Below are 18,519 nucleotides of genomic sequence, written 5' to 3' on the forward strand. Positions count from 1 at the left end.
AGAGAATACATGAGAATTGCAGATTATAGCGTGACCAAGGCAGTGCTGGAGCGTCACGGTTTTACCTTTAAAAAATCCTTCGGCCAGAACTTCTTGACCGATACCAACATCCTTCAAAAAATTGTGGATACGGCTGAGATTGGTCAGCAGGTCAATGTCATTGAAATCGGTCCTGGAATTGGAGCTTTGACTGAGTTCTTGGCGGAAAATGCGGCAGAAGTCATGGCCTTTGAGATCGATGACCGCCTGGTTCCCATTTTAGCTGATACCTTGCGGGATTTTGACAATGTCACGGTTGTCAACCAAGACATCCTCAAGGTAGACCTCAACCAGTACATCGCAGAGTTTAAAAATCCAGACCTTCCGATCAAGGTGGTGGCTAACCTTCCGTATTACATCACAACTCCTATCCTCATGCACTTGATCGAATCCAAGATTCCTTTCCAAGAATTTGTGGTCATGATGCAAAAAGAGGTGGCAGACCGCATCTCGGCTGAGCCCAACACCAAGGCTTATGGTTCTTTATCCATTGCAGTCCAATACTATATGACTGCCAAGGTAGCCTTTATCGTGCCTCGCACCGTCTTTGTGCCAGCACCAAACGTCGACTCTGCCATTTTGAAGATGGTCCGTCGCGAAGAACCAGCAGTAGCAGTCAAGGATGAAGATTTCTTCTTCTCTGTCAGCAAGGCTAGCTTTGTCCACCGACGCAAAACACTTTGGAACAACTTGACCAGTCGCTTTGGCAAGACCGAAGAAATCAAAGCCAAGCTGGAAGCAGGAATCCAAGCTGCAGGCCTGCAACCTTCTGTACGAGGAGAAGCTCTCAGCTTAGAAGACTTCGCCCGCCTAGCAGATAGCCTTCTAGAAGCAGGAATAAAATAACAGAAAAGACATGAGCTTCATAGCTCATGTCTTGTTTGTTGTAGAAGGAAAGGACGGGATTTGAACCCGCGCGTGAATAAAAATCCACTTGCCGGATTTCGAGTCCGGTGCCGTACCGAGCTGGGCCACCTTTCCAAGATGCGGAGAAAGGGATTTGAACCCTCACGCCCGAAGGGGCACATGCGCCTGAAGCATGCGTGTCTGCCGTTCCACCACCTCCGCATAGTTCTATTATACACTTTTTAGGAAAAATGCCAAAGAAAAAAAGGAAGGCTCCTTCTCCCTATATCCGCTAAAAGACATTTCATAATGGGCGTTCCATCTTCTGTTCCTATGCATTCAACAAAACGGTCAAGTTCATTTCTTAAATCAACAGGAGGGTTTCTATTTGCGTTTTTCTTATAGAGCAATCCAGCCTTATTTCTCATTTTTTGGTATAATAGATAGTATTAATCTCAAAGGAGTGCGATTTGCAAGGAACCATCGTCAAGGCCTTGGCTGGCTTTTACTATGTGGAGTCAGACGGTCACATTTATCAGACACGGGCTCGTGGAAATTTTAGAAAAAAAGGACAGACTCCTTATGTGGGGGATCAGGTAGAATTCTCTGCTGAAGAGAATTCAGAAGGCTACATCTTGAGCATTGCGCCTCGAAAAAATAGCCTCGTGCGCCCTCCTATTGTCAATATTGATCAGGCAGTAGTGATTATGTCAGCTAAGGAGCCAGATTTCAACGCCAATCTTTTAGACCGTTTTCTGGTTCTTTTGGAGCATAAGGGGATTCATCCCATTGTCTATATTTCAAAACTGGACTTGCTAGAAGATATGGAAGACATCCACTACTCCCAAGGAATCTATCAGGCTATTGGCTATGATTTTGTCTTGTCGATTGAGGAACTCTTGCCCCTTTTGACCAATCAAACCACGGTCTTTATGGGACAGACCGGTGTAGGAAAATCGACCTTGCTCAATAAAATCGCTCCGGATCTAGAGCTTGAAACGGGTGAGATTTCAGATAGTCTGGGGCGCGGTCGACACACGACCCGAGCTGTCAGCTTTTACCATCTAAATGGAGGAAAGATCGCAGATACGCCAGGCTTCTCCTCCCTCGATTATGAAGTGACAACCAGTGAAGACTTAAATCAAGCCTTTCCGGAGATCGCCGATGTGAGCCATTCTTGTAAATTTCGTACCTGTACCCACACGCATGAGCCCGCTTGTGCGGTGAAACCAGCCGTTGAAAGAGAGGAAATTGCGCCTTTCCGTTATGAGGATTACTTGCAATTTCTAAGTGAGATTGAAAACCGTCGCGAAACCTATAAAAAAGTTTCGAAAAAAATGCCAAAATAGGAGACACTACAACGATGAAAACAACGAAAATTGCACCCTCAATTTTGAGTGCCGATTATGCTAATTTTGAAAGTGAATTGAAACGCTTAGAAGCTGCAGGAGCTGACTATGCCCATATCGATGTCATGGATGGCCATTTTGTGCCCAATATCAGCTTTGGAGCTGGTGTCGTAGAGAGCATGCGTCCGCATAGCAAGTTGGTCTTTGATTGCCACTTGATGGTCACCAATCCCGAACACCATATCGAAGAATTTGCCCGTGCAGGTGCTGATATCATCAGCATCCACGTAGAAGCTACTCCCCATATTCACGGAGCTCTTCAAAAAATTCGTCAAGCAGGTGTGAAGGCTAGTGTCGTGATCAACCCAGGGACTCCTGTAGACAGTATCAAACATGTCTTGAACTTGGTGGACCAAGTCTTGGTCATGACCGTTAATCCAGGATTCGGTGGTCAAGCCTTCTTGCCTGAAACCATGGACAAGGTGCGCGAATTAGCCGCTCTTCGTGAAGAAAAAGGCTTAGACTTTGATATCGAAGTGGATGGTGGAATTGATGCTCAAAGTATTTCCCAAGCAAAAGAAGCAGGGGCCAATGTCTTTGTAGCAGGCTCTTATGTCTTTAATGGAGATGTTAATGAGCGCGTTCAAACGCTCCGAGATGCTGTAAATGGGTAACATCGCAATACTGGCAGGAGGTGACAGCACGCTCTTGCCGAGAGATCATGACGTTTATGTAGGCGTTGATGGTGGCTGTTTGAAGTTACTGGAACAAGGTCTGCCTTTAGATATAGCTGTGGGGGATTTCGATTCTGTCTCTGAGACCGATTTGCGCCAGATCCGAACCCAAGCCAAGCAGGTTGTTCAATCCGTCCCTGAAAAGAACGATACGGATTTGGAATTGGCTTTGAAAGTGGCCTTTGAGGCCTATCCAGATGCTGCTGTCACCGTTTATGGTGCCTTTGGCGGTCGCTTGGATCACTTTTTGTCCAATATCTTTTTGCCGACCGATCCAGACCTAGCTCCTTATATAGAGCAGATTCAATTAGTCGATGGTCAAAATCGCTTGATCTACAGACCAGCTGGCTGCCATGAGATTCAGCCAGATCCAGCCATGTCCTATATTGGTTTTATGCCTGTTGGAGAAGGTCGCCTAGAAATCACAGGGGCCAAGTATCCGCTCCATCAGGAGAATTATTTTTTGAAGGCCATGTATGGCTCCAATGAATTTTTGGATCAACCGATTCAAGTGAGTCTTGATCGTGGCTATCTTGTCATTGTTTATAGTAAAGACAGAGGTTAATATGAATATCATTCTGCTTCTGATTGGCCTGCTCAATCTGGGTCTCCTCATCTATTTTTTGCAACGGTCAGATGACACAAGACCGGCTTTACGAGAGATGCTGGAAGACCATGAGGATCATTTGACAGACCAGTTGGACTATCGTTTTGAAAAAGAAAGACAAGCAAGCCAGATTGCCAATCAGCAGTTAGAGATCACCCTGACAGATCGCTTAACCGAGATGCGAGTGGAGATCCACCAGCAGACGACGGCTCTGCGCGCTGAGATGAATGAGCACTTTACTAAAAATCGGGACAAAACAGATGAGCGCATGCGCCAGATCCAAGAGTCCAACGAAGTGCGGCTAGAACAGATGCGCCAAACGGTAGAAGAAAAATTGGAGAAAACCTTGCAGCACCGTTTGCAGACCTCCTTTGAGACGGTTTCAAAACAATTGGAGTCGGTCAACAAAGGGTTGGGAGAAATGCAGACAGTGGCGCGGGATGTCGGAACTCTTAATAAAGTTCTCTCCAATACCAAGACGCGTGGGATTATGGGCGAATTGCAGCTGGGTCAAATCATTGAAGATATCTTGACCCCAGCCCAGTATGAGCGGGAGTTTGTCACCGTTCCCCAATCCAGTGAGCGCGTGGAGTATGCTATTAAGCTTCCAGGACAAGGAGAGGAGCCAGTCTATCTGCCGATTGACTCTAAATTCCCACTGGAAGACTACTATCGTCTGGAAGAAGCTTATGAATCCGGAGAGAAAGAGGAGATCGAGCGTTACCGCAAGGCCCTTCTTGCTAGTATCAAGCGTTTTGCTAAGGATATCCAACAAAAATACCTCTTTCCACCAGCGACAACGAATTTCGGAATTCTCTTTTTGCCAACCGAAGGCCTCTATTCCGAAGTGGTTCGCAATCCAGAATTCTTCGATCGCTTGCGTCGGGACGAACAAATTTTAGTGGCTGGGCCAAGTACCTTATCAGCCCTCTTGAACTCCTTGTCTGTTGGCTTTAAAACGCTCAACATCCAAAAGAGTGCAGATGACATTAGCAAGGTGTTGGGATCGGTCAAATCAGAATTCCATAAGTTTGGAGGGATTCTGGCCAAGACTCAGCGCCATTTAAAGAATGCTTCCAATAATATTGATGATTTGCTAACCAGACGGACCAGTGCCATCGAGCGGACACTCCGCCAAATCGAAAGCGATGAGGACCTGCTGGGACTAGATGTATATATAGAAGATGGAGAAGATGATGGTCAAAATTAACCAAATGAAAAAAGATGAATTGTTCGAAGGATTCTATTTGATCAAGTCAGCAGAAGTGCGTCAAACGCGGGCCGGGAAAAACTACCTCGCCTTTGTCTTCCAGGATGAGACCGGTACAATCGAAGGTAAACTATGGGATGCCCAACCTCACAATGTAGAGAGTTTTATGGCTGGGCGCGTGGTCCATATGTCTGGACGTCGAGAAGTTTACAATAATACTCCGCAAGTCAACCAATTAAACATGCGCTTGCCCCAAGCAGGAGAGCCCAACAATCCAGCAGACTTTAAGGAAAAACCACCAGTAGACCCTAAGGAATTGCATGAATACCTGTCAAACATGATTTTCAAAATTGAAAATCCAGTCTGGCAACGGATTGTCCGTGCCCTCTATGGGAAATATGAGAAAGAGTTTTATAGCTATCCAGCTGCTAAGACCAACCACCATGCCTTTGAAGCCGGTCTTGCTTATCATACGGCGACCATGGTCCGCTTGGCAGATAGTATCGGTGATATCTATCCTCAGTTGAATAAGAGCTTGCTCTTTGCAGGGATTATGTTACACGATTTGGCCAAAGTGATCGAGTTGACAGGTCCTGAAAATACAGAATACACTGTTCGGGGCAACCTCATCGGCCACATTGCACTCATCGATGAAGAAATTAGCAAGGTCTTGCAAGACTTGAAGATTGATGACCAAAAAGAAGAAGTCATCGTCCTTCGCCATGTGATCTTGAGTCACCATGGCTTGCTCGAATACGGTAGTCCTGTTCGTCCAAAGATCATGGAAGCAGAGATTATTCATATGATCGATAATTTGGATGCAGAAATGATGATGATGACAACAGCACTTGGCTTAATTGGTCCTGGAGAAATGACCAATAAAATCTTTGCTATGGAAAACAGATCCTTCTATAAACCGAATCTCGATGAGTAAAAACAGCGAGAAATACGGGAATGCTTCTGCCAAAAATGAAATAATCAGGAAAAAACGGCCTTCTGTAAATCAGAATGTTCGTTTTTTTCTGTTCTTATGGTATAATGATAGAAAAAACTACATGGTGAGAAAATGAAATTAAGAAGAAGTGAACGGATGGTCGTGATTTCTAATTACTTGATCAACCATCCCTATGAATTGACTAGTCTCAATACGTTTGCGGAAAAGTATGAGTCTGCCAAGTCTTCCATCTCAGAAGATATCGTGATCATTAAGCGTGCGTTTGAAGAGATGGAAATTGGAAATATTGAGACCATTACAGGAGCTGGAGGAGGCGTGATCTTTACACCGTCTATCTCAGATCAAGAATCCAAAGAAATCGTCGAGGATCTTTGCAAGCAACTGTCTGAAAGTGATCGTATCCTTCCTGGTGGCTACATTTACTTGTCTGATCTTTTGAGCAATCCGAAGATTTTGAATCGGATCGGACGCATCATTGCCAAAGCCTTCCGAGATAAGAAGATTGATGCTGTCATGACCGTAGCGACCAAGGGAGTTCCTTTAGCGAATGCAGTGGCTAATGTCTTGAATGTTCCATTCGTCATTGTCCGTCGTGATTTGAAAATCACAGAAGGGTCAACCGTTAGTGTCAACTATGTTTCAGGCTCAAGTGGAGATCGCATTGAGAAAATGTTCCTTTCAAAACGGAGCCTAAAAGCAGGAAGCCGGGTCTTGATTGTCGATGACTTCCTTAAAGGTGGCGGAACGATTAACGGAATGGTCAGTCTCTTGGCTGAATTCGATTCTGAATTAGCAGGGGTAGCTGTCTTTGCAGATAATGCTGCAGCCGACCGGGAATTCTTTGAACACAAATCCTTATTGCGCGTGACCAACATCGATGTAAAAGAAAATAAATTGAGTGTCGAAGTTGGGAATATCTTTGATTAAGAGCAACAAAGGAGGATCAAAAAGTGAAAAGAATTTTAGATCGATTTGATAATAGTCCTTTGTGGATTCGCTTGGTGACAGTTCTTACCTTATCCTTTATTTTGGTAGCTGGCTTGTATACTGTTAAAAAGAATACAGCTGCTCAGGTAACGACAGAAATTCAACCTGCTAAAAAAACAGGTTCCCTTCCAGTGAAAAAGGAAAAGAAGGAAGAAAAAGAAAAGAAGGAAGAAAAGAAAAATACAGAAGCTGCTGAAAAAGCAGTCGTTCAAATGGAAACAACTCCAAGTCAAGATTCTGTGAACGCTGCCCAGGCTGCTGTGAAGAAAGTCAAAGATGCAACTCAAAAGCAATCGCTTGAAGCCCGTATCCAATACATTGCTAACTATTATGGACTGACCTATGAGAGTGGTACTGTGACAACGCAGCAGACTCAAACAGACGCTAATGCCAACACGAACGCAAACGCGAATGCTAATGCCAATGACAATGCTAATGCCAATGCTGGAGTAGCTGGAGGCAATGCGACAGTTCAACCACAACAGCAACAACAGAATGCTCCAGCTGCAGCTACAGGGGCAGAAGAACCAGCTCAAGCTGGTCAATAGTGAACTTTTTCGACTTCTTTAAAAAATAAAAAAACATCTTGCAATCAAAGTGCCGTCATGTTATAATAATAGACGGTACTTTTTACTTTTGGTCTCTCAAGAGTGTACAGGGACGTGCTGACAAATGTTGCAAAAGTACACACGGATGGTAGCTGTCACCAAGTGTACCATCACCAAAAATAAAAAATTTCACAGGAGAATGTAGATGCCTACAATTAACCAATTGGTTCGCAAACCGCGTAAATCAAAAGTAGAAAAATCTAAATCACCAGCTTTGAACGTTGGTTACAACAGTCATAAAAAAGTTCAAACAAACGTTTCTTCACCACAAAAACGTGGTGTTGCAACTCGTGTTGGAACAATGACACCTAAAAAACCTAACTCTGCCCTTCGTAAATTTGCCCGTGTACGTTTGAGCAACTTGATCGAAGTGACTGCTTATATCCCAGGTATCGGACACAACTTGCAAGAACACAGCGTGGTTCTTCTTCGTGGTGGACGTGTAAAAGACCTTCCAGGGGTACGTTACCATATCGTCCGTGGTGCACTTGATACTGCAGGTGTAAACGATCGTAAACAAGGCCGTTCTAAATACGGTACTAAAAAACCAAAAGCATAAGGAAAGGGGATAAAGAAAAATGAGTCGTAAAAACCGTGCGCCTAAACGCGATGTATTGCCAGATCCGCTTTACAATTCACAATTAGTTACTCGTCTTATCAACCGCGTTATGCTTGATGGTAAACGTGGTACAGCTGCTTCAATCGTTTACGGAGCTTTCGAACAAATTAAAGAAGCTACTGGAAACGATGCTCTTGAAGTATTCGAAACAGCTATGGAAAACATCATGCCTGTACTTGAAGTACGTGCTCGCCGTGTCGGTGGTTCTAACTACCAAGTCCCAGTTGAAGTTCGTCCAGAACGTCGTACAACACTTGGACTTCGTTGGTTGGTAACAATCGCTCGTCAACGTGGTGAACACACAATGGTTGATCGTCTTGCAAAAGAAATCTTGGATGCAGCGAACAACACTGGTGCAGCTGTTAAGAAACGTGAAGATACTCACCGTATGGCTGAAGCTAACCGTGCATTCGCACACTTCCGCTGGTAAGATTAAGATACTAAGGGCGTTAAAAAAGCGACTGAAAATTAGGAAGCTTGACGAAGAATCAAAGATTCTAGGAAAGCTTATCTATTTTCCGAGCTTTTAGCCCAGGTTCAATTGAGCTCGATCAGCTCTTGAACCCAATTCAACTCTTCTTAAAAGTTGGAACCAAAACTTAGCATGAAAACACTGAGAACGGGTAGGTCCTGCCTATCCGTTTTTATTAAATCATGTTATAATAGAATATAGAAATAAAAAATATAGGAGAAACAAACCTCATGGCACGCGAATTTTCACTTGAAAAAACTCGTAATATCGGTATCATGGCTCACGTCGATGCTGGTAAAACAACTACAACTGAGCGTATCCTTTACTACACTGGTAAGATTCACAAAATCGGTGAAACTCACGAAGGTGCGTCACAAATGGACTGGATGGAGCAAGAGCAAGAACGTGGTATCACTATCACATCTGCCGCTACGACAGCTCAATGGAAAGACACTCGTGTAAACATCATCGACACACCAGGACACGTGGACTTCACTATCGAAGTTCAACGTTCACTCCGCGTTTTGGACGGTGCTGTAACCGTTCTTGACTCACAATCAGGTGTTGAACCTCAAACTGAAACAGTTTGGCGTCAAGCAACTGAATACGGAGTTCCACGTATCGTATTCGCTAACAAGATGGATAAAATCGGTGCTGACTTCCTTTACTCAGTAAGCACACTTCATGACCGTCTTCAAGCAAACGCTCACCCAATTCAATTGCCAATCGGTGCTGAAGATGACTTCCGCGGAATCATTGACTTGATCAAGATGAAAGCTGAAATCTATACTAACGACCTTGGTACAGATATCCTTGAAGAAGATATTCCAGCTGAATACCTTGAACAAGCTCAAGAATACCGTGAAAAATTGGTTGAAGCAGTTGCTGAAACTGATGAAGACTTGATGATGAAATACCTTGAAGGGGAAGAAATCACTAACGAAGAATTGAAAGCTGGTATCCGTAAAGCTACAATCAACGTTGAATTCTACCCAGTACTTTGTGGTTCAGCCTTCAAGAACAAAGGGGTTCAATTGATGTTGGATGCAGTCCTTGACTACCTTCCAAGCCCACTTGATATCCCTGCAATCAAGGGTGTAAACCCAGATACAGACGAAGAAGAAGAACGTCCAGCATCTGATGAAGAGCCATTTGCAGCTCTTGCCTTCAAGATCATGACTGACCCATTCGTAGGTCGTTTGACATTCTTCCGTGTTTACTCAGGTGTCTTGAACTCAGGTTCATACGTCTTGAACACTTCTAAAGGTAAACGTGAACGTATCGGACGTATCCTTCAAATGCACGCCAACACTCGTAAAGAAATCGAAACAGTTTACTCTGGAGATATCGCTGCTGCCGTTGGTTTGAAAGATACTACAACTGGTGACTCATTGACAGATGAAAAAGCAAAAATCATCCTTGAATCAATCGAAGTTCCAGAACCAGTTATCCAATTGATGGTTGAGCCTAAATCTAAAGCAGACCAAGACAAGATGGGTATCGCCCTTCAAAAATTGGCTGAAGAAGATCCAACATTCCGCGTTGAAACAAACCCTGAAACTGGTGAAACAGTTATCTCTGGTATGGGTGAGTTGCACTTGGATGTCCTTGTTGACCGTATGAAACGTGAATTCAAGGTTGAAGCTAACGTTGGTGCTCCTCAAGTATCTTACCGCGAAACATTCCGCGCTTCTACACAAGCACGTGGATTCTTCAAACGTCAATCTGGTGGTAAAGGTCAGTTTGGTGATGTTTGGATCGAATTTACTCCAAACGAAGAAGGTAAAGGATTCGAGTTCGAAAATGCTATCGTCGGTGGTGTGGTTCCACGTGAATTCATCCCTGCAGTAGAAAAAGGACTTCAAGAATCTATGGCGAACGGTGTTCTTGCTGGTTACCCAATGGTTGACGTGAAAGCGAAGCTTTACGATGGTTCATACCACGATGTCGACTCATCTGAAACTGCCTTCAAGATCGCTGCATCTCTTGCACTTAAAGAAGCTGCTAAGACTGCACAACCAGCTATCCTTGAACCAATGATGCTTGTAACCATCACAGTTCCTGAAGAAAACCTTGGGGATGTTATGGGTCACGTAACTGCTCGTCGTGGACGTGTAGATGGTATGGAAGCACACGGTGCAAGCCAAATCGTTCGTGCTTATGTGCCACTTGCTGAAATGTTCGGTTACGCTACTGTCCTTCGTTCTGCAACTCAAGGACGTGGTACGTTCATGATGGTATTTGACCACTACGAAGATGTACCAAAATCAGTACAAGAAGAAATCATTAAAAAAGCTAAAGGTGAAGCTTAATTTGCCAAAGCTAAAAAACTCTTCCCAAAATGGGAAGAGTTTTTCTTTGTTCAAAAAGTGAGTGCAAGTAAAAAAGCATCCCTACTATCGATCAAGACTTTGTGAAAAACTTTAATAAAAGAGGTGGTGATCTATGATAAATCTTGCTTTTCGTTGGGAAATAGTTGCTTTTTAATGCAATAAAGTATATAATAGAGACTGTTAAAAGATGTTTGGCGCTGTGTCAAGTTACTCTTTTCACAAAAAAATTTTTTGATTTTCATAAGGAGGAAATCACGAATGGTAGTTAAAGTTGGTATTAACGGTTTCGGTCGTATCGGACGTCTTGCTTTCCGTCGTATCCAAAACGTAGAAGGTGTTGAAGTTACTCGCATCAACGACCTTACAGATCCAGTTATGCTTGCACACTTGTTGAAATACGATACAACTCAAGGTCGTTTCGACGGTACTGTGGAAGTTAAAGAAGGTGGATTCGAAGTTAACGGTAAATTCGTTAAAGTTTCTGCTGAACGCGATCCAGAACAAATCGACTGGGCTAACGACGGTGTAGAAATCGTTCTTGAAGCAACTGGTTTCTTTGCTACTAAAGCAGCTGCTGAAAAACACTTGCATGCTGGTGGTGCTAAGAAAGTTGTTATCACTGCTCCTGGTGGATCAGATGTTAAAACAGTCGTATTTAACACTAACCACGATATTCTTGATGGTACTGAAACAGTTATCTCAGGTGCTTCATGTACTACAAACTGCTTGGCTCCAATGGCTAAAGCTCTTCAAGATAACTTCGGTGTTGTTGAAGGATTGATGACTACTATCCACGCTTACACTGGTGACCAAATGATCCTTGACGGTCCACACCGTAAAGGTGACCTTCGTCGTGCACGCGCTGGTGCTGCTAACATCGTTCCTAACTCAACTGGTGCTGCTAAAGCAATCGGTTTGGTTATCCCTGAATTGAACGGTAAATTGGACGGAGCTGCACAACGCGTTCCTGTTCCAACTGGATCAGTTACTGAATTGGTAGTTGTTCTTGACAAGAACGTTACTGTTGATGAAGTGAATGCAGCTATGAAAGCAGCTTCAAACGAATCATACGGTTACACTGAAGATCCAATCGTATCTTCAGACGTTGTAGGTATGTCTTACGGATCATTGTTTGACGCAACTCAAACTAAAGTTATTGACGTTGACGGTAAACAATTGGTTAAAGTTGTTTCATGGTATGACAACGAAATGTCTTACACTGCACAACTTGTTCGTACTCTTGAATACTTCGCAAAAATTGCTAAATAATTCATGCGTATGAAGAGAGGAGGGATACCTCCTCTTTTTTTGTACTTTTTTTAGGGCTTTCTCATCATATTATAGGAATTGCCAGAATAGATTGACAGTGCTAAATAGATTAGGGTATCCTATTCTTGATTGGAGATTTCTAATACAATGAAATGAAAGCGATTACAGGTCGTGAAGAAAGGAGCCAATAGAAATCGCTCAAGAAAAAGAAAAAAACCATACAAGGAGGTCAAGATGAAAGGTCATCTATTTGAAAAGAAAGAACGATTTAGTATACGAAAATTCAGTGTGGGAGTTTGCTCCGCATTGATTGGGTTAGCATTTTTAGGAACAGGTGCTGTCTCTGCAGATGAGGCGGTTTCTACTAGTGAACAAGCCTTGGAAAGCTCTTCAGCAACGACCGAAGACGTCAATCATCTAGTGAGAGAAGCTAGCGTCTATACTGCAGATGCAGTCTTACCTTCTGCAGAAACGGAAAAACCAGCCGCAGAAGCGCTCACTCCAGAGGCTAGTCCTACAAGTACAGAAGCTAGCTCGACAACTACAGATACTCCAGCTGTTTTAGAGACTGAAAAACCAAAAGCTACTGCTGAAAAAGTGGCTGATTTACCAACCAATGAAGAAAAACAATTAAGACCCAAAGAAGTTAAGTTCGATACCTGGGAAGATCTCTTGAAGTGGGAACCAGGAAAACGAGTGGATGACGATATGAATAGAGCAAGCGTCCCACTTGCGAGTCGTTTTCAAGGGAAACAAATTAATGAACAAGCTAATCCTGAGGCGAAGATCCAAGCACTGTCAAACATGAACTCCAAAGCCAAGGATCATGCGTCTGTCGGAGGGGAAGAGTTTAAGGCCTATGCTTTTGATTACTGGCAATATTTGGACTCCATGGTCTTTTGGGAAGGGCTGGTTCCATCAGCAGATGTGATCGATGCTGCCCACCGAAATGGGGTTCCTATTTATGGAACAATCTTTTATAACTGGTCTAGCAGCATCAAGGATCAAGAACATTTTGCAGAAACCTTGAAAGAAGATAGTGAAGGCTCTAAAACCTTCCCGATCGCCCGTAAATTAGTCGAACTTGCCAAGTACTATGGCTTTGATGGTTACTTTATCAACCAAGAAACGACTGGAAATCTTGTAGAACCATTGGGTCCAAAATTGAGAGATTTTCTTCTTTATACCAAGGAATATGCGAAAAGTCTGAACTATCCGATTAAGTATTCTTGGTATGATGCTATGACTTATGAATATGGCCGTTACCATGAGAATGCGCTGGGAGAATACAACTACAATTTCATGCAGCCAGAAAATGGGGAAAATCCAGTTGATACCTTCTTTGCTAACTTTAACTGGGGCAAATCAGAAGTTGATTATTCCATCAGTACAGCCAAATGGATTAATCGGAATCCTTATGATGTTCTTGCTGGACTCGAGCTCCAAAAAGGAGGCTCTTATAAGACTAATGTAGACTGGAATGCCATTTTAGATGAACATGGCAAGTTGCGTCTATCCCTTGGTCTTTATGCGCCAGATACGATTACAGGTCTAGGAAAGACTGGAGAAGGATACCATACCCATGAAGATCTATTCTGGACAGGTTTCCAAGGAGATCCGACTAAAGGAAAACCAGCAGACCAATCTTGGTACGGTATGTCCAATCTAGTAGTGGACAAAACTCCTATTACAAGTGAAGATTTCAATACTTCCTTCAATACTGGACACGGAAAACACTGGTTTGTGGATGGCAAGATTTCTAAAGAAGGGGAGTGGAACTACCGTTCTGTTTCTGGCTACCTTCCAACCTGGCGTTGGTGGGTAGAGCATAGTGAAGATAGTACACCATTGAAAGGTCGCTATGATTTTGATCAAGCCTACAATGGAGGAAATTCTCTAGCCTTTGAAGGAGATTTAAAAGCCAATAGCAGTCAAAATATCATGCTCTATTCGACCAAGATCCCTGTGACAGAAACGACCAAGTTGAGCGTCTCTCACAAGGGCGGGGTCGGAGCAGCTGCTTGGGTAGCTGTTGCCACCAAAGAAGACTACTCTGAATACGAATGGAAAGAATTGACACCGAGTGCGGATTGGTCTACTCAAACCTTTGATTTGGGAAGTTTGGCTGGCAAGACCATTTATGCTGTGAAGATGTTCTTTGACCATGATACGGATGTCAAAGACTACAAATTTAATCTCGGCCAATTGTCGATTACGTCAAACCAAGAGAAACCAGCGACTCCAGCAGAAGTATCCGTTCGAGCAAAACGTCTACAAAATGCGCAAGAAGCAGAAGCAGTCCTCAATTTTAAAGGGGTAGCAGATGCGGATTATTATGAAGTCTATGAAAAAGATGGCGACAACTGGCGTCTTTTAACAGGGTCTTCTGCGACAACCGTCTATCTACCAAAAATTAGCCGTTCAGCAATTGCTGAAGGAACGACTCAGGACCTCAAGGTTGTGGCAGTGGGGAAGAACGGCCAACGTTCAGATGCAGGGACTGTGGCCTTTGATTGGGGCATGACCGTGTCAGATACCAGTCTTCCAAAAGCTCTAGCACCAAACGTGGTCATCGGAGCCAAAGTGATCGGTTCGAGCTTTCCAGATGCAGATGGTAGTGAAGGCATTGAAGGCATGTTAAATGGGACCATTACCAGTCTTTCAGATAAATGGTCTTCTGCTCAATTGAGTGGAACCGTCGATATCCGCTTAACACAACCTCGGACCATTGTTCGTTGGGTCATGGACCATGCCGGTGCTGGTGGGGAATCAGTCGATGATGGCAAGATGAATACCCGTGACTTCGACCTTTACTACAAGGATGAAGCGGGTGAATGGAAGCTCGCTAAGGAAGTTCGTGGCAATAAAGCCCATGTGTCTGACATTACACTTGATCATCCGATCAAGGCTCAAGACTGGCGTCTCCATGTCATTACAGCAGATAACGGCACCCCATGGCAAGCCATCCGGATATACAACTGGAAGATGTATGAAAGTCTAGATACTGAGACGGTCAACATTCCGATGAAAAATGCCGCAGCGCAAAACCTAGGTAATCATTTTGTCCAAGTCGGTTTCAAAGATGTCCCAGCTCATACTACTCTGACTCTTTATGCCGATAAAGAAGCCACTAGTCCAATTGCGACCATGACAGCCGATCAAGCTGGAAATCTCATCTTTAAACCGCTCGCTTTTGAATCAACCCCGTCTCTTCTTTACTATCGCGCACAAGTTCCTGGTAAAGATATCAGTAATGTTTTGGCGATCGAAGTTCCAAAGAATGATAAAGAGATTGCGGGACTTCAATTTGAAGATGGATTGACCAAGAAGGTCTACCGGGAAGGCGATGCCCTTTCCTTGAAAGGGGCGACTCTCCGCGTTCATTATAAAGATGGCCAAGCAGATCAACTGGTCAACCTCACCAACTCAGGTATAGAGATTCATGGATTTGACAGTAGCAAGCTCGGAGAACAACACCTAGAAGTTTCTTACCTTGGTCAGAAATTGGATAAGACCCTCACTGTTTTTGTGGTCAGTGCAGAGGAAGCAGGTGAAAAAGCAGTTGCTGGTCTAGAATTGACTGACAAACCAAAAGTGGAATATATTGTCGGAGAAGCATTGGAGAAAGAAGGCGGACGCTTTACAGTCGTCTTTGAAGATGAAACGACTGAAACGCACGCCTTGACAGATGAAGGGGTGGAAGTGACTGGCTTTGATACGACCAAGGAAGGTCGTCAAACTATCACTGTCCATTACAAAGGAGCTAGTACAAGTTTTGATGTCCTCGTGAATCCAAAACCAGCTCTCAACGATGAATACCTCAAGCAAAAATTGGCTGAAGCTGAAGCTGCAAAAGCCAAAGTAGACTTTACTTTTGCCAGTCCTGAAGTCAAAGAAGCCTTGCTAGCTGGAATGGCTGCTTCTGAAAAAGTCTTGAAAGAGCATGACACCAGCACACAAGATCAAGTCAATGAGCAGTTGAACCAATTGACCGCTCTCTTGAAAGCCTTGGATGGTCAAGCCAATCTAGTCAAAGAAAAAGAAGCTCTCTCTGCCCTAACAACAGAAGCGACCGCTCTATTAGCAAGCAAGCCAAATCACCCTTCTGGTGAGGCTTTGCAGGCACTGATTGAGAAAAATAAAGAGCTCCTAGCTTCTTCAGAGCTCACTCCTGAAGCGCTCGCAACCGCAAAGACAGGTCTAGAGACCTTGATTGCGCTCCTGAAAGAAGACAAGCCAGCGGTCTTTGTAGATCCTGCGACTGGAGTCGAAGTTCAATTCTCCAACTTAGAGCCAACCGTTGTCAAAGGACTAAAAGTCGCAAAAGTTGAAGCCAACCAGGCAGAAAAAGAAGAGCTGAAGGGACGAGAAGGAATCGTCTTTGATATTGAAGGCGTGGATGCAAGCGGTCAGGATATCGATACCCACCATCCATCCCTTGTGAAAATCCCTGTGGATAAGGATAAAGAAGTTGAGCAAGTCCTCTTCTTCCCAGAAGGTAAAGCTCCTCAATCCTTGGCCTTTGAGAGAGTTGGAGATGTGGTCATCTTTACAGCTCCTCACTTTACCCACTATGCGATTGTCTACAAGCCAGCAAAAACGGAAGGACCAGATCAACCGATCCAACCAGAAGAACCGGCTAAACCTGATCAGCCTGTTCAACCAGATCAACCTGTCCAACCAGCTGCCCCAGTGACTCCAGATCCATCTAATCCATTGAAGCCTACAGAGTCTTCTCAAGTGGATCAGTTGACCCCAACGACTTCTACTCAACCGGATCATCAAGAGGAAGAGCACAAGGATATGGTCGATCAAGAGATCCATCAGTTGTTAAGTACCCACCAAGGAACGAACTCACAGCCAACGGTTCAGCAAGAAACAAAAGATGCAAGCAAAGAAAGTCAATCGGAACACTTGCCAAATACGGCAAGCCTAGAAGCTTCCTTTGCAGCTGAAGCTGTTCTTCTAGCAGCCTTAGGCGGCTTCCTCTTGGCTGGTAAGAAGAAAGAAGAGTAAGTCTTTTACAGGATTCTTTTGTTCACTAAAAAAGTCACTCTCAAAAAACCTCTCTGGTGAAAACCAGAGAGGTTTGATCTTGTATCTAGAAGTGTTGTTCGGATCCTGTGAATTAGAGGGGAAAAGCATTGGATTTTTCTACCTCTTTTACAGCTTTTGTGATATAATTATCATGTATTAAAAAAAGAAGGAGTCATATCTAATGGCAAAATTGACTGTTAAAGACGTTGACTTGAAAGGGAAAAAAGTTCTCGTTCGTGTTGACTTCAACGTTCCTGTAAAAGATGGCGTGATCACTAACGATAACCGTATCACTGCAGCTCTTCCAACTATCAAGTACATCCTTGAACAAGGTGGACGTGCAATCCTCTTCTCTCACCTTGGACGTGTAAAAGAAGAAGCAGATAAAGAAGGTAAATCACTTGCTCCTGTAGCTGCTGACTTGGCTGCTAAATTGGGTCAAGAAGTGAAATTTATCCCAGGTGTTACACGTGGTGCTGAATTGGAAGCAGCTGTTAACGCTCTTGAAGATGGACAAGTTCTCTTGGTTGAAAACACTCGTTTCGAAGATGTTGATGGCAAGAAAGAATCTAAAAACGATCCTGAACTTGGTAAATACTGGGCATCACTTGGAGATGGTATCTTCGTAAACGATGCATTCGGTACTGCTCACCGTGCACACGCATCTAACGTTGGTATTTCTGCAAACGTTGAAAAAGCTGTTGCTGGTTTCCTTCTTGAAAACGAAATTGCTTACATCAAAGAAGCAGTTGAAGCTCCAGAACGTCCATTTGTAGCCATCCTTGGTGGTTCAAAAGTTTCAGATAAGATCGGTGTTATCGAAAACTTGCTTGAAAAAGCTGATAAAGTTCTTATCGGTGGTGGGATGACTTACACATTCTACAAAGCACAAGGTATCGAAATCGGTAACTCACTTGTTGAAGAAGACAAATTGGATGTGGCGAAAGCTCTTCTTGAAAAATCAAACGGCAAATTGATCTTGCCAGTTGATTCAAAAGAAGCGAACGCATTTGCTGACTACACTGAAGTGAAAGACACTGAAGGTGAAGCAGTAGACCCAGGTTTCCTTGGCCTTGACATCGGTCCTAAATCAATCGCTAAATTCGATAAAGAATTGACTGGTGCGAAAACTGTTGTATGGAACGGACCTATGGGTGTATTTGAAAATCCTGACTTCCAAGCTGGTACAATCGGTGTGATGGACGCTATCGTGAAACAACCAGGCGTTAAATCAATCATCGGTGGTGGTGACTCAGCTGCTGCTGCGATCAACCTTGGCCGTGCAGACAAATTCTCATGGATCTCTACTGGTGGTGGTGCTTCTATGGAACTCCTTGAAGGTAAAGAACTTCCAGGATTGGCTGCTCTTACAGACAAATAATCTAAATAGAATGAAAGAGGCTGGGACAAAAGTCCTAGCCTCTCAATTATTTTTGGATTGTCGAGCAAGACGC

14 protein-coding genes and 2 tRNA genes are annotated in these 18,519 nt (G+C 43.8%); 14 read left to right on the forward strand and 2 right to left on the reverse strand.

Going from position 1 to position 18,519, the window contains the following annotated elements; all coding sequences use genetic code 11:
* The first annotated feature begins 9 nt into the window (after positions 1-9).
* Entirely contained in the window at positions 10-885 is an 876-nt protein-coding gene (gene rsmA / locus O3642_RS04415; protein ID WP_371605486.1) for a 16S rRNA (adenine(1518)-N(6)/adenine(1519)-N(6))-dimethyltransferase RsmA, read from the forward strand.
* A gap of 45 nt (positions 886-930) precedes the next feature.
* On the opposite strand, the gene O3642_RS04420 is transcribed toward rsmA, so the two are convergent.
* Together O3642_RS04420 and O3642_RS04425 are read right to left on the reverse strand one after the other, a co-directional pair.
* Positions 931-1,020: transfer RNA gene (locus O3642_RS04420), tRNA-Ser, on the reverse strand.
* A 4-nt stretch (positions 1,021-1,024) separates the two neighbouring features.
* Positions 1,025-1,107 (reverse strand) — tRNA-Leu (locus O3642_RS04425).
* Positions 1,108-1,355: 248 nt separating this feature from the next.
* On the opposite strand from O3642_RS04425, the gene rsgA reads away from it, so the two are divergent.
* The 13 genes from rsgA (at position 1,356) to pgk (ending at position 18,446) form a co-directional block, all read left to right on the forward strand.
* Positions 1,356-2,234, forward strand: a complete 879-nt coding sequence (gene rsgA / locus O3642_RS04430; protein WP_371605487.1) for a ribosome small subunit-dependent GTPase A — start codon at positions 1,356-1,358, stop codon at positions 2,232-2,234.
* A gap of 14 nt (positions 2,235-2,248) precedes the next feature.
* Positions 2,249-2,908 carry a ribulose-phosphate 3-epimerase gene (gene rpe, locus O3642_RS04435; protein WP_118396403.1) on the forward strand — a complete coding sequence of 220 codons (660 nt, stop codon included), beginning with the start codon at positions 2,249-2,251 and terminating at the stop codon, positions 2,906-2,908.
* Positions 2,901-3,533 carry a thiamine diphosphokinase gene (locus O3642_RS04440; protein WP_155127976.1) on the forward strand — a complete coding sequence of 211 codons (633 nt, stop codon included), beginning with the start codon at positions 2,901-2,903 and terminating at the stop codon, positions 3,531-3,533. Before rpe ends, O3642_RS04440 begins: the two co-directional genes overlap by 8 nt.
* 1 nt (position 3,534) lies before the next feature.
* Positions 3,535-4,785, forward strand: coding sequence for a DNA recombination protein RmuC (locus O3642_RS04445; protein WP_155127979.1), 1,251 nt, complete (start codon positions 3,535-3,537; stop codon positions 4,783-4,785).
* Positions 4,772-5,719: a 3'-5' exoribonuclease YhaM family protein gene (locus tag O3642_RS04450; RefSeq protein WP_155127982.1), complete on the forward strand. Its 948-nt coding sequence runs from the start codon at positions 4,772-4,774 to the stop codon at positions 5,717-5,719. The genes O3642_RS04445 and O3642_RS04450 overlap by 14 nt, the downstream gene beginning before the upstream one ends.
* A gap of 132 nt (positions 5,720-5,851) precedes the next feature.
* Complete coding sequence (gene purR, locus O3642_RS04455) at positions 5,852-6,667, forward strand: pur operon repressor (protein WP_371605488.1); 816 nt, start codon at positions 5,852-5,854, stop codon at positions 6,665-6,667.
* 23 nt (positions 6,668-6,690) lie between these two features.
* Positions 6,691-7,275, forward strand: coding sequence for a hypothetical protein (locus O3642_RS04460; protein ID WP_371605489.1), 585 nt, complete (start codon positions 6,691-6,693; stop codon positions 7,273-7,275).
* A gap of 205 nt (positions 7,276-7,480) precedes the next feature.
* Positions 7,481-7,894 carry a 30S ribosomal protein S12 gene (rpsL, locus tag O3642_RS04465; RefSeq protein WP_003003125.1) on the forward strand — a complete coding sequence of 138 codons (414 nt, stop codon included), beginning with the start codon at positions 7,481-7,483 and terminating at the stop codon, positions 7,892-7,894.
* 19 nt (positions 7,895-7,913) lie between these two features.
* On the forward strand, positions 7,914-8,384 hold the full coding sequence (gene rpsG / locus O3642_RS04470; protein ID WP_003003105.1) for a 30S ribosomal protein S7: 471 nt from the start codon (positions 7,914-7,916) through the stop codon (positions 8,382-8,384).
* A gap of 272 nt (positions 8,385-8,656) precedes the next feature.
* The gene (gene fusA, locus O3642_RS04475) at positions 8,657-10,738 is read left to right on the forward strand and encodes an elongation factor G (protein ID WP_003003071.1); all 2,082 of its coding nucleotides are present in this window, start codon (positions 8,657-8,659) and stop codon (positions 10,736-10,738) included.
* Positions 10,739-11,017: 279 nt separating this feature from the next.
* The gene (gap, locus tag O3642_RS04480) at positions 11,018-12,028 is read left to right on the forward strand and encodes a type I glyceraldehyde-3-phosphate dehydrogenase (protein ID WP_003003093.1); all 1,011 of its coding nucleotides are present in this window, start codon (positions 11,018-11,020) and stop codon (positions 12,026-12,028) included.
* 234 nt (positions 12,029-12,262) lie between these two features.
* A complete protein-coding gene (locus tag O3642_RS04485; protein WP_371605490.1) occupies positions 12,263-17,044 on the forward strand; it encodes a bacterial Ig-like domain-containing protein in 4,782 nt (1,593 codons plus the stop codon).
* A gap of 202 nt (positions 17,045-17,246) precedes the next feature.
* Positions 17,247-18,446, forward strand: a complete 1,200-nt coding sequence (gene pgk / locus O3642_RS04490; RefSeq protein WP_155127989.1) for a phosphoglycerate kinase — start codon at positions 17,247-17,249, stop codon at positions 18,444-18,446.
* The last annotated feature ends 73 nt before the right edge of the window (positions 18,447-18,519 follow it).

Origin of the sequence: Streptococcus sp. 27098_8_66, from assembly GCF_041431945.1 — a bacterium.
Classification (GTDB): domain Bacteria; phylum Bacillota; class Bacilli; order Lactobacillales; family Streptococcaceae; genus Streptococcus; species Streptococcus dentalis.

What these genes read in the sequence shown, in the direction of transcription:
- rsmA (WP_371605486.1), top strand. Translation starts at nt 10, where the DNA reads ATGAGAATTGCAGATTATAGCGTGACCAAGGCAGTGCTGGAGCGTCAC.
- O3642_RS04485 (WP_371605490.1), top strand. Translation starts at nt 12,263, where the DNA reads ATGAAAGGTCATCTATTTGAAAAGAAAGAACGATTTAGTATACGAAAA.
- O3642_RS04440 (WP_155127976.1), top strand. Translation starts at nt 2,901, where the DNA reads ATGGGTAACATCGCAATACTGGCAGGAGGTGACAGCACGCTCTTGCCG.
- O3642_RS04445 (WP_155127979.1), top strand. Translation starts at nt 3,535, where the DNA reads ATGAATATCATTCTGCTTCTGATTGGCCTGCTCAATCTGGGTCTCCTC.
- O3642_RS04450 (WP_155127982.1), top strand. Translation starts at nt 4,772, where the DNA reads ATGGTCAAAATTAACCAAATGAAAAAAGATGAATTGTTCGAAGGATTC.
- gap (WP_003003093.1), top strand. Translation starts at nt 11,018, where the DNA reads ATGGTAGTTAAAGTTGGTATTAACGGTTTCGGTCGTATCGGACGTCTT.
- rpsL (WP_003003125.1), top strand. Translation starts at nt 7,481, where the DNA reads ATGCCTACAATTAACCAATTGGTTCGCAAACCGCGTAAATCAAAAGTA.
- rpsG (WP_003003105.1), top strand. Translation starts at nt 7,914, where the DNA reads ATGAGTCGTAAAAACCGTGCGCCTAAACGCGATGTATTGCCAGATCCG.
- pgk (WP_155127989.1), top strand. Translation starts at nt 17,247, where the DNA reads ATGGCAAAATTGACTGTTAAAGACGTTGACTTGAAAGGGAAAAAAGTT.
- fusA (WP_003003071.1), top strand. Translation starts at nt 8,657, where the DNA reads ATGGCACGCGAATTTTCACTTGAAAAAACTCGTAATATCGGTATCATG.
- purR (WP_371605488.1), top strand. Translation starts at nt 5,852, where the DNA reads ATGAAATTAAGAAGAAGTGAACGGATGGTCGTGATTTCTAATTACTTG.
- rpe (WP_118396403.1), top strand. Translation starts at nt 2,249, where the DNA reads ATGAAAACAACGAAAATTGCACCCTCAATTTTGAGTGCCGATTATGCT.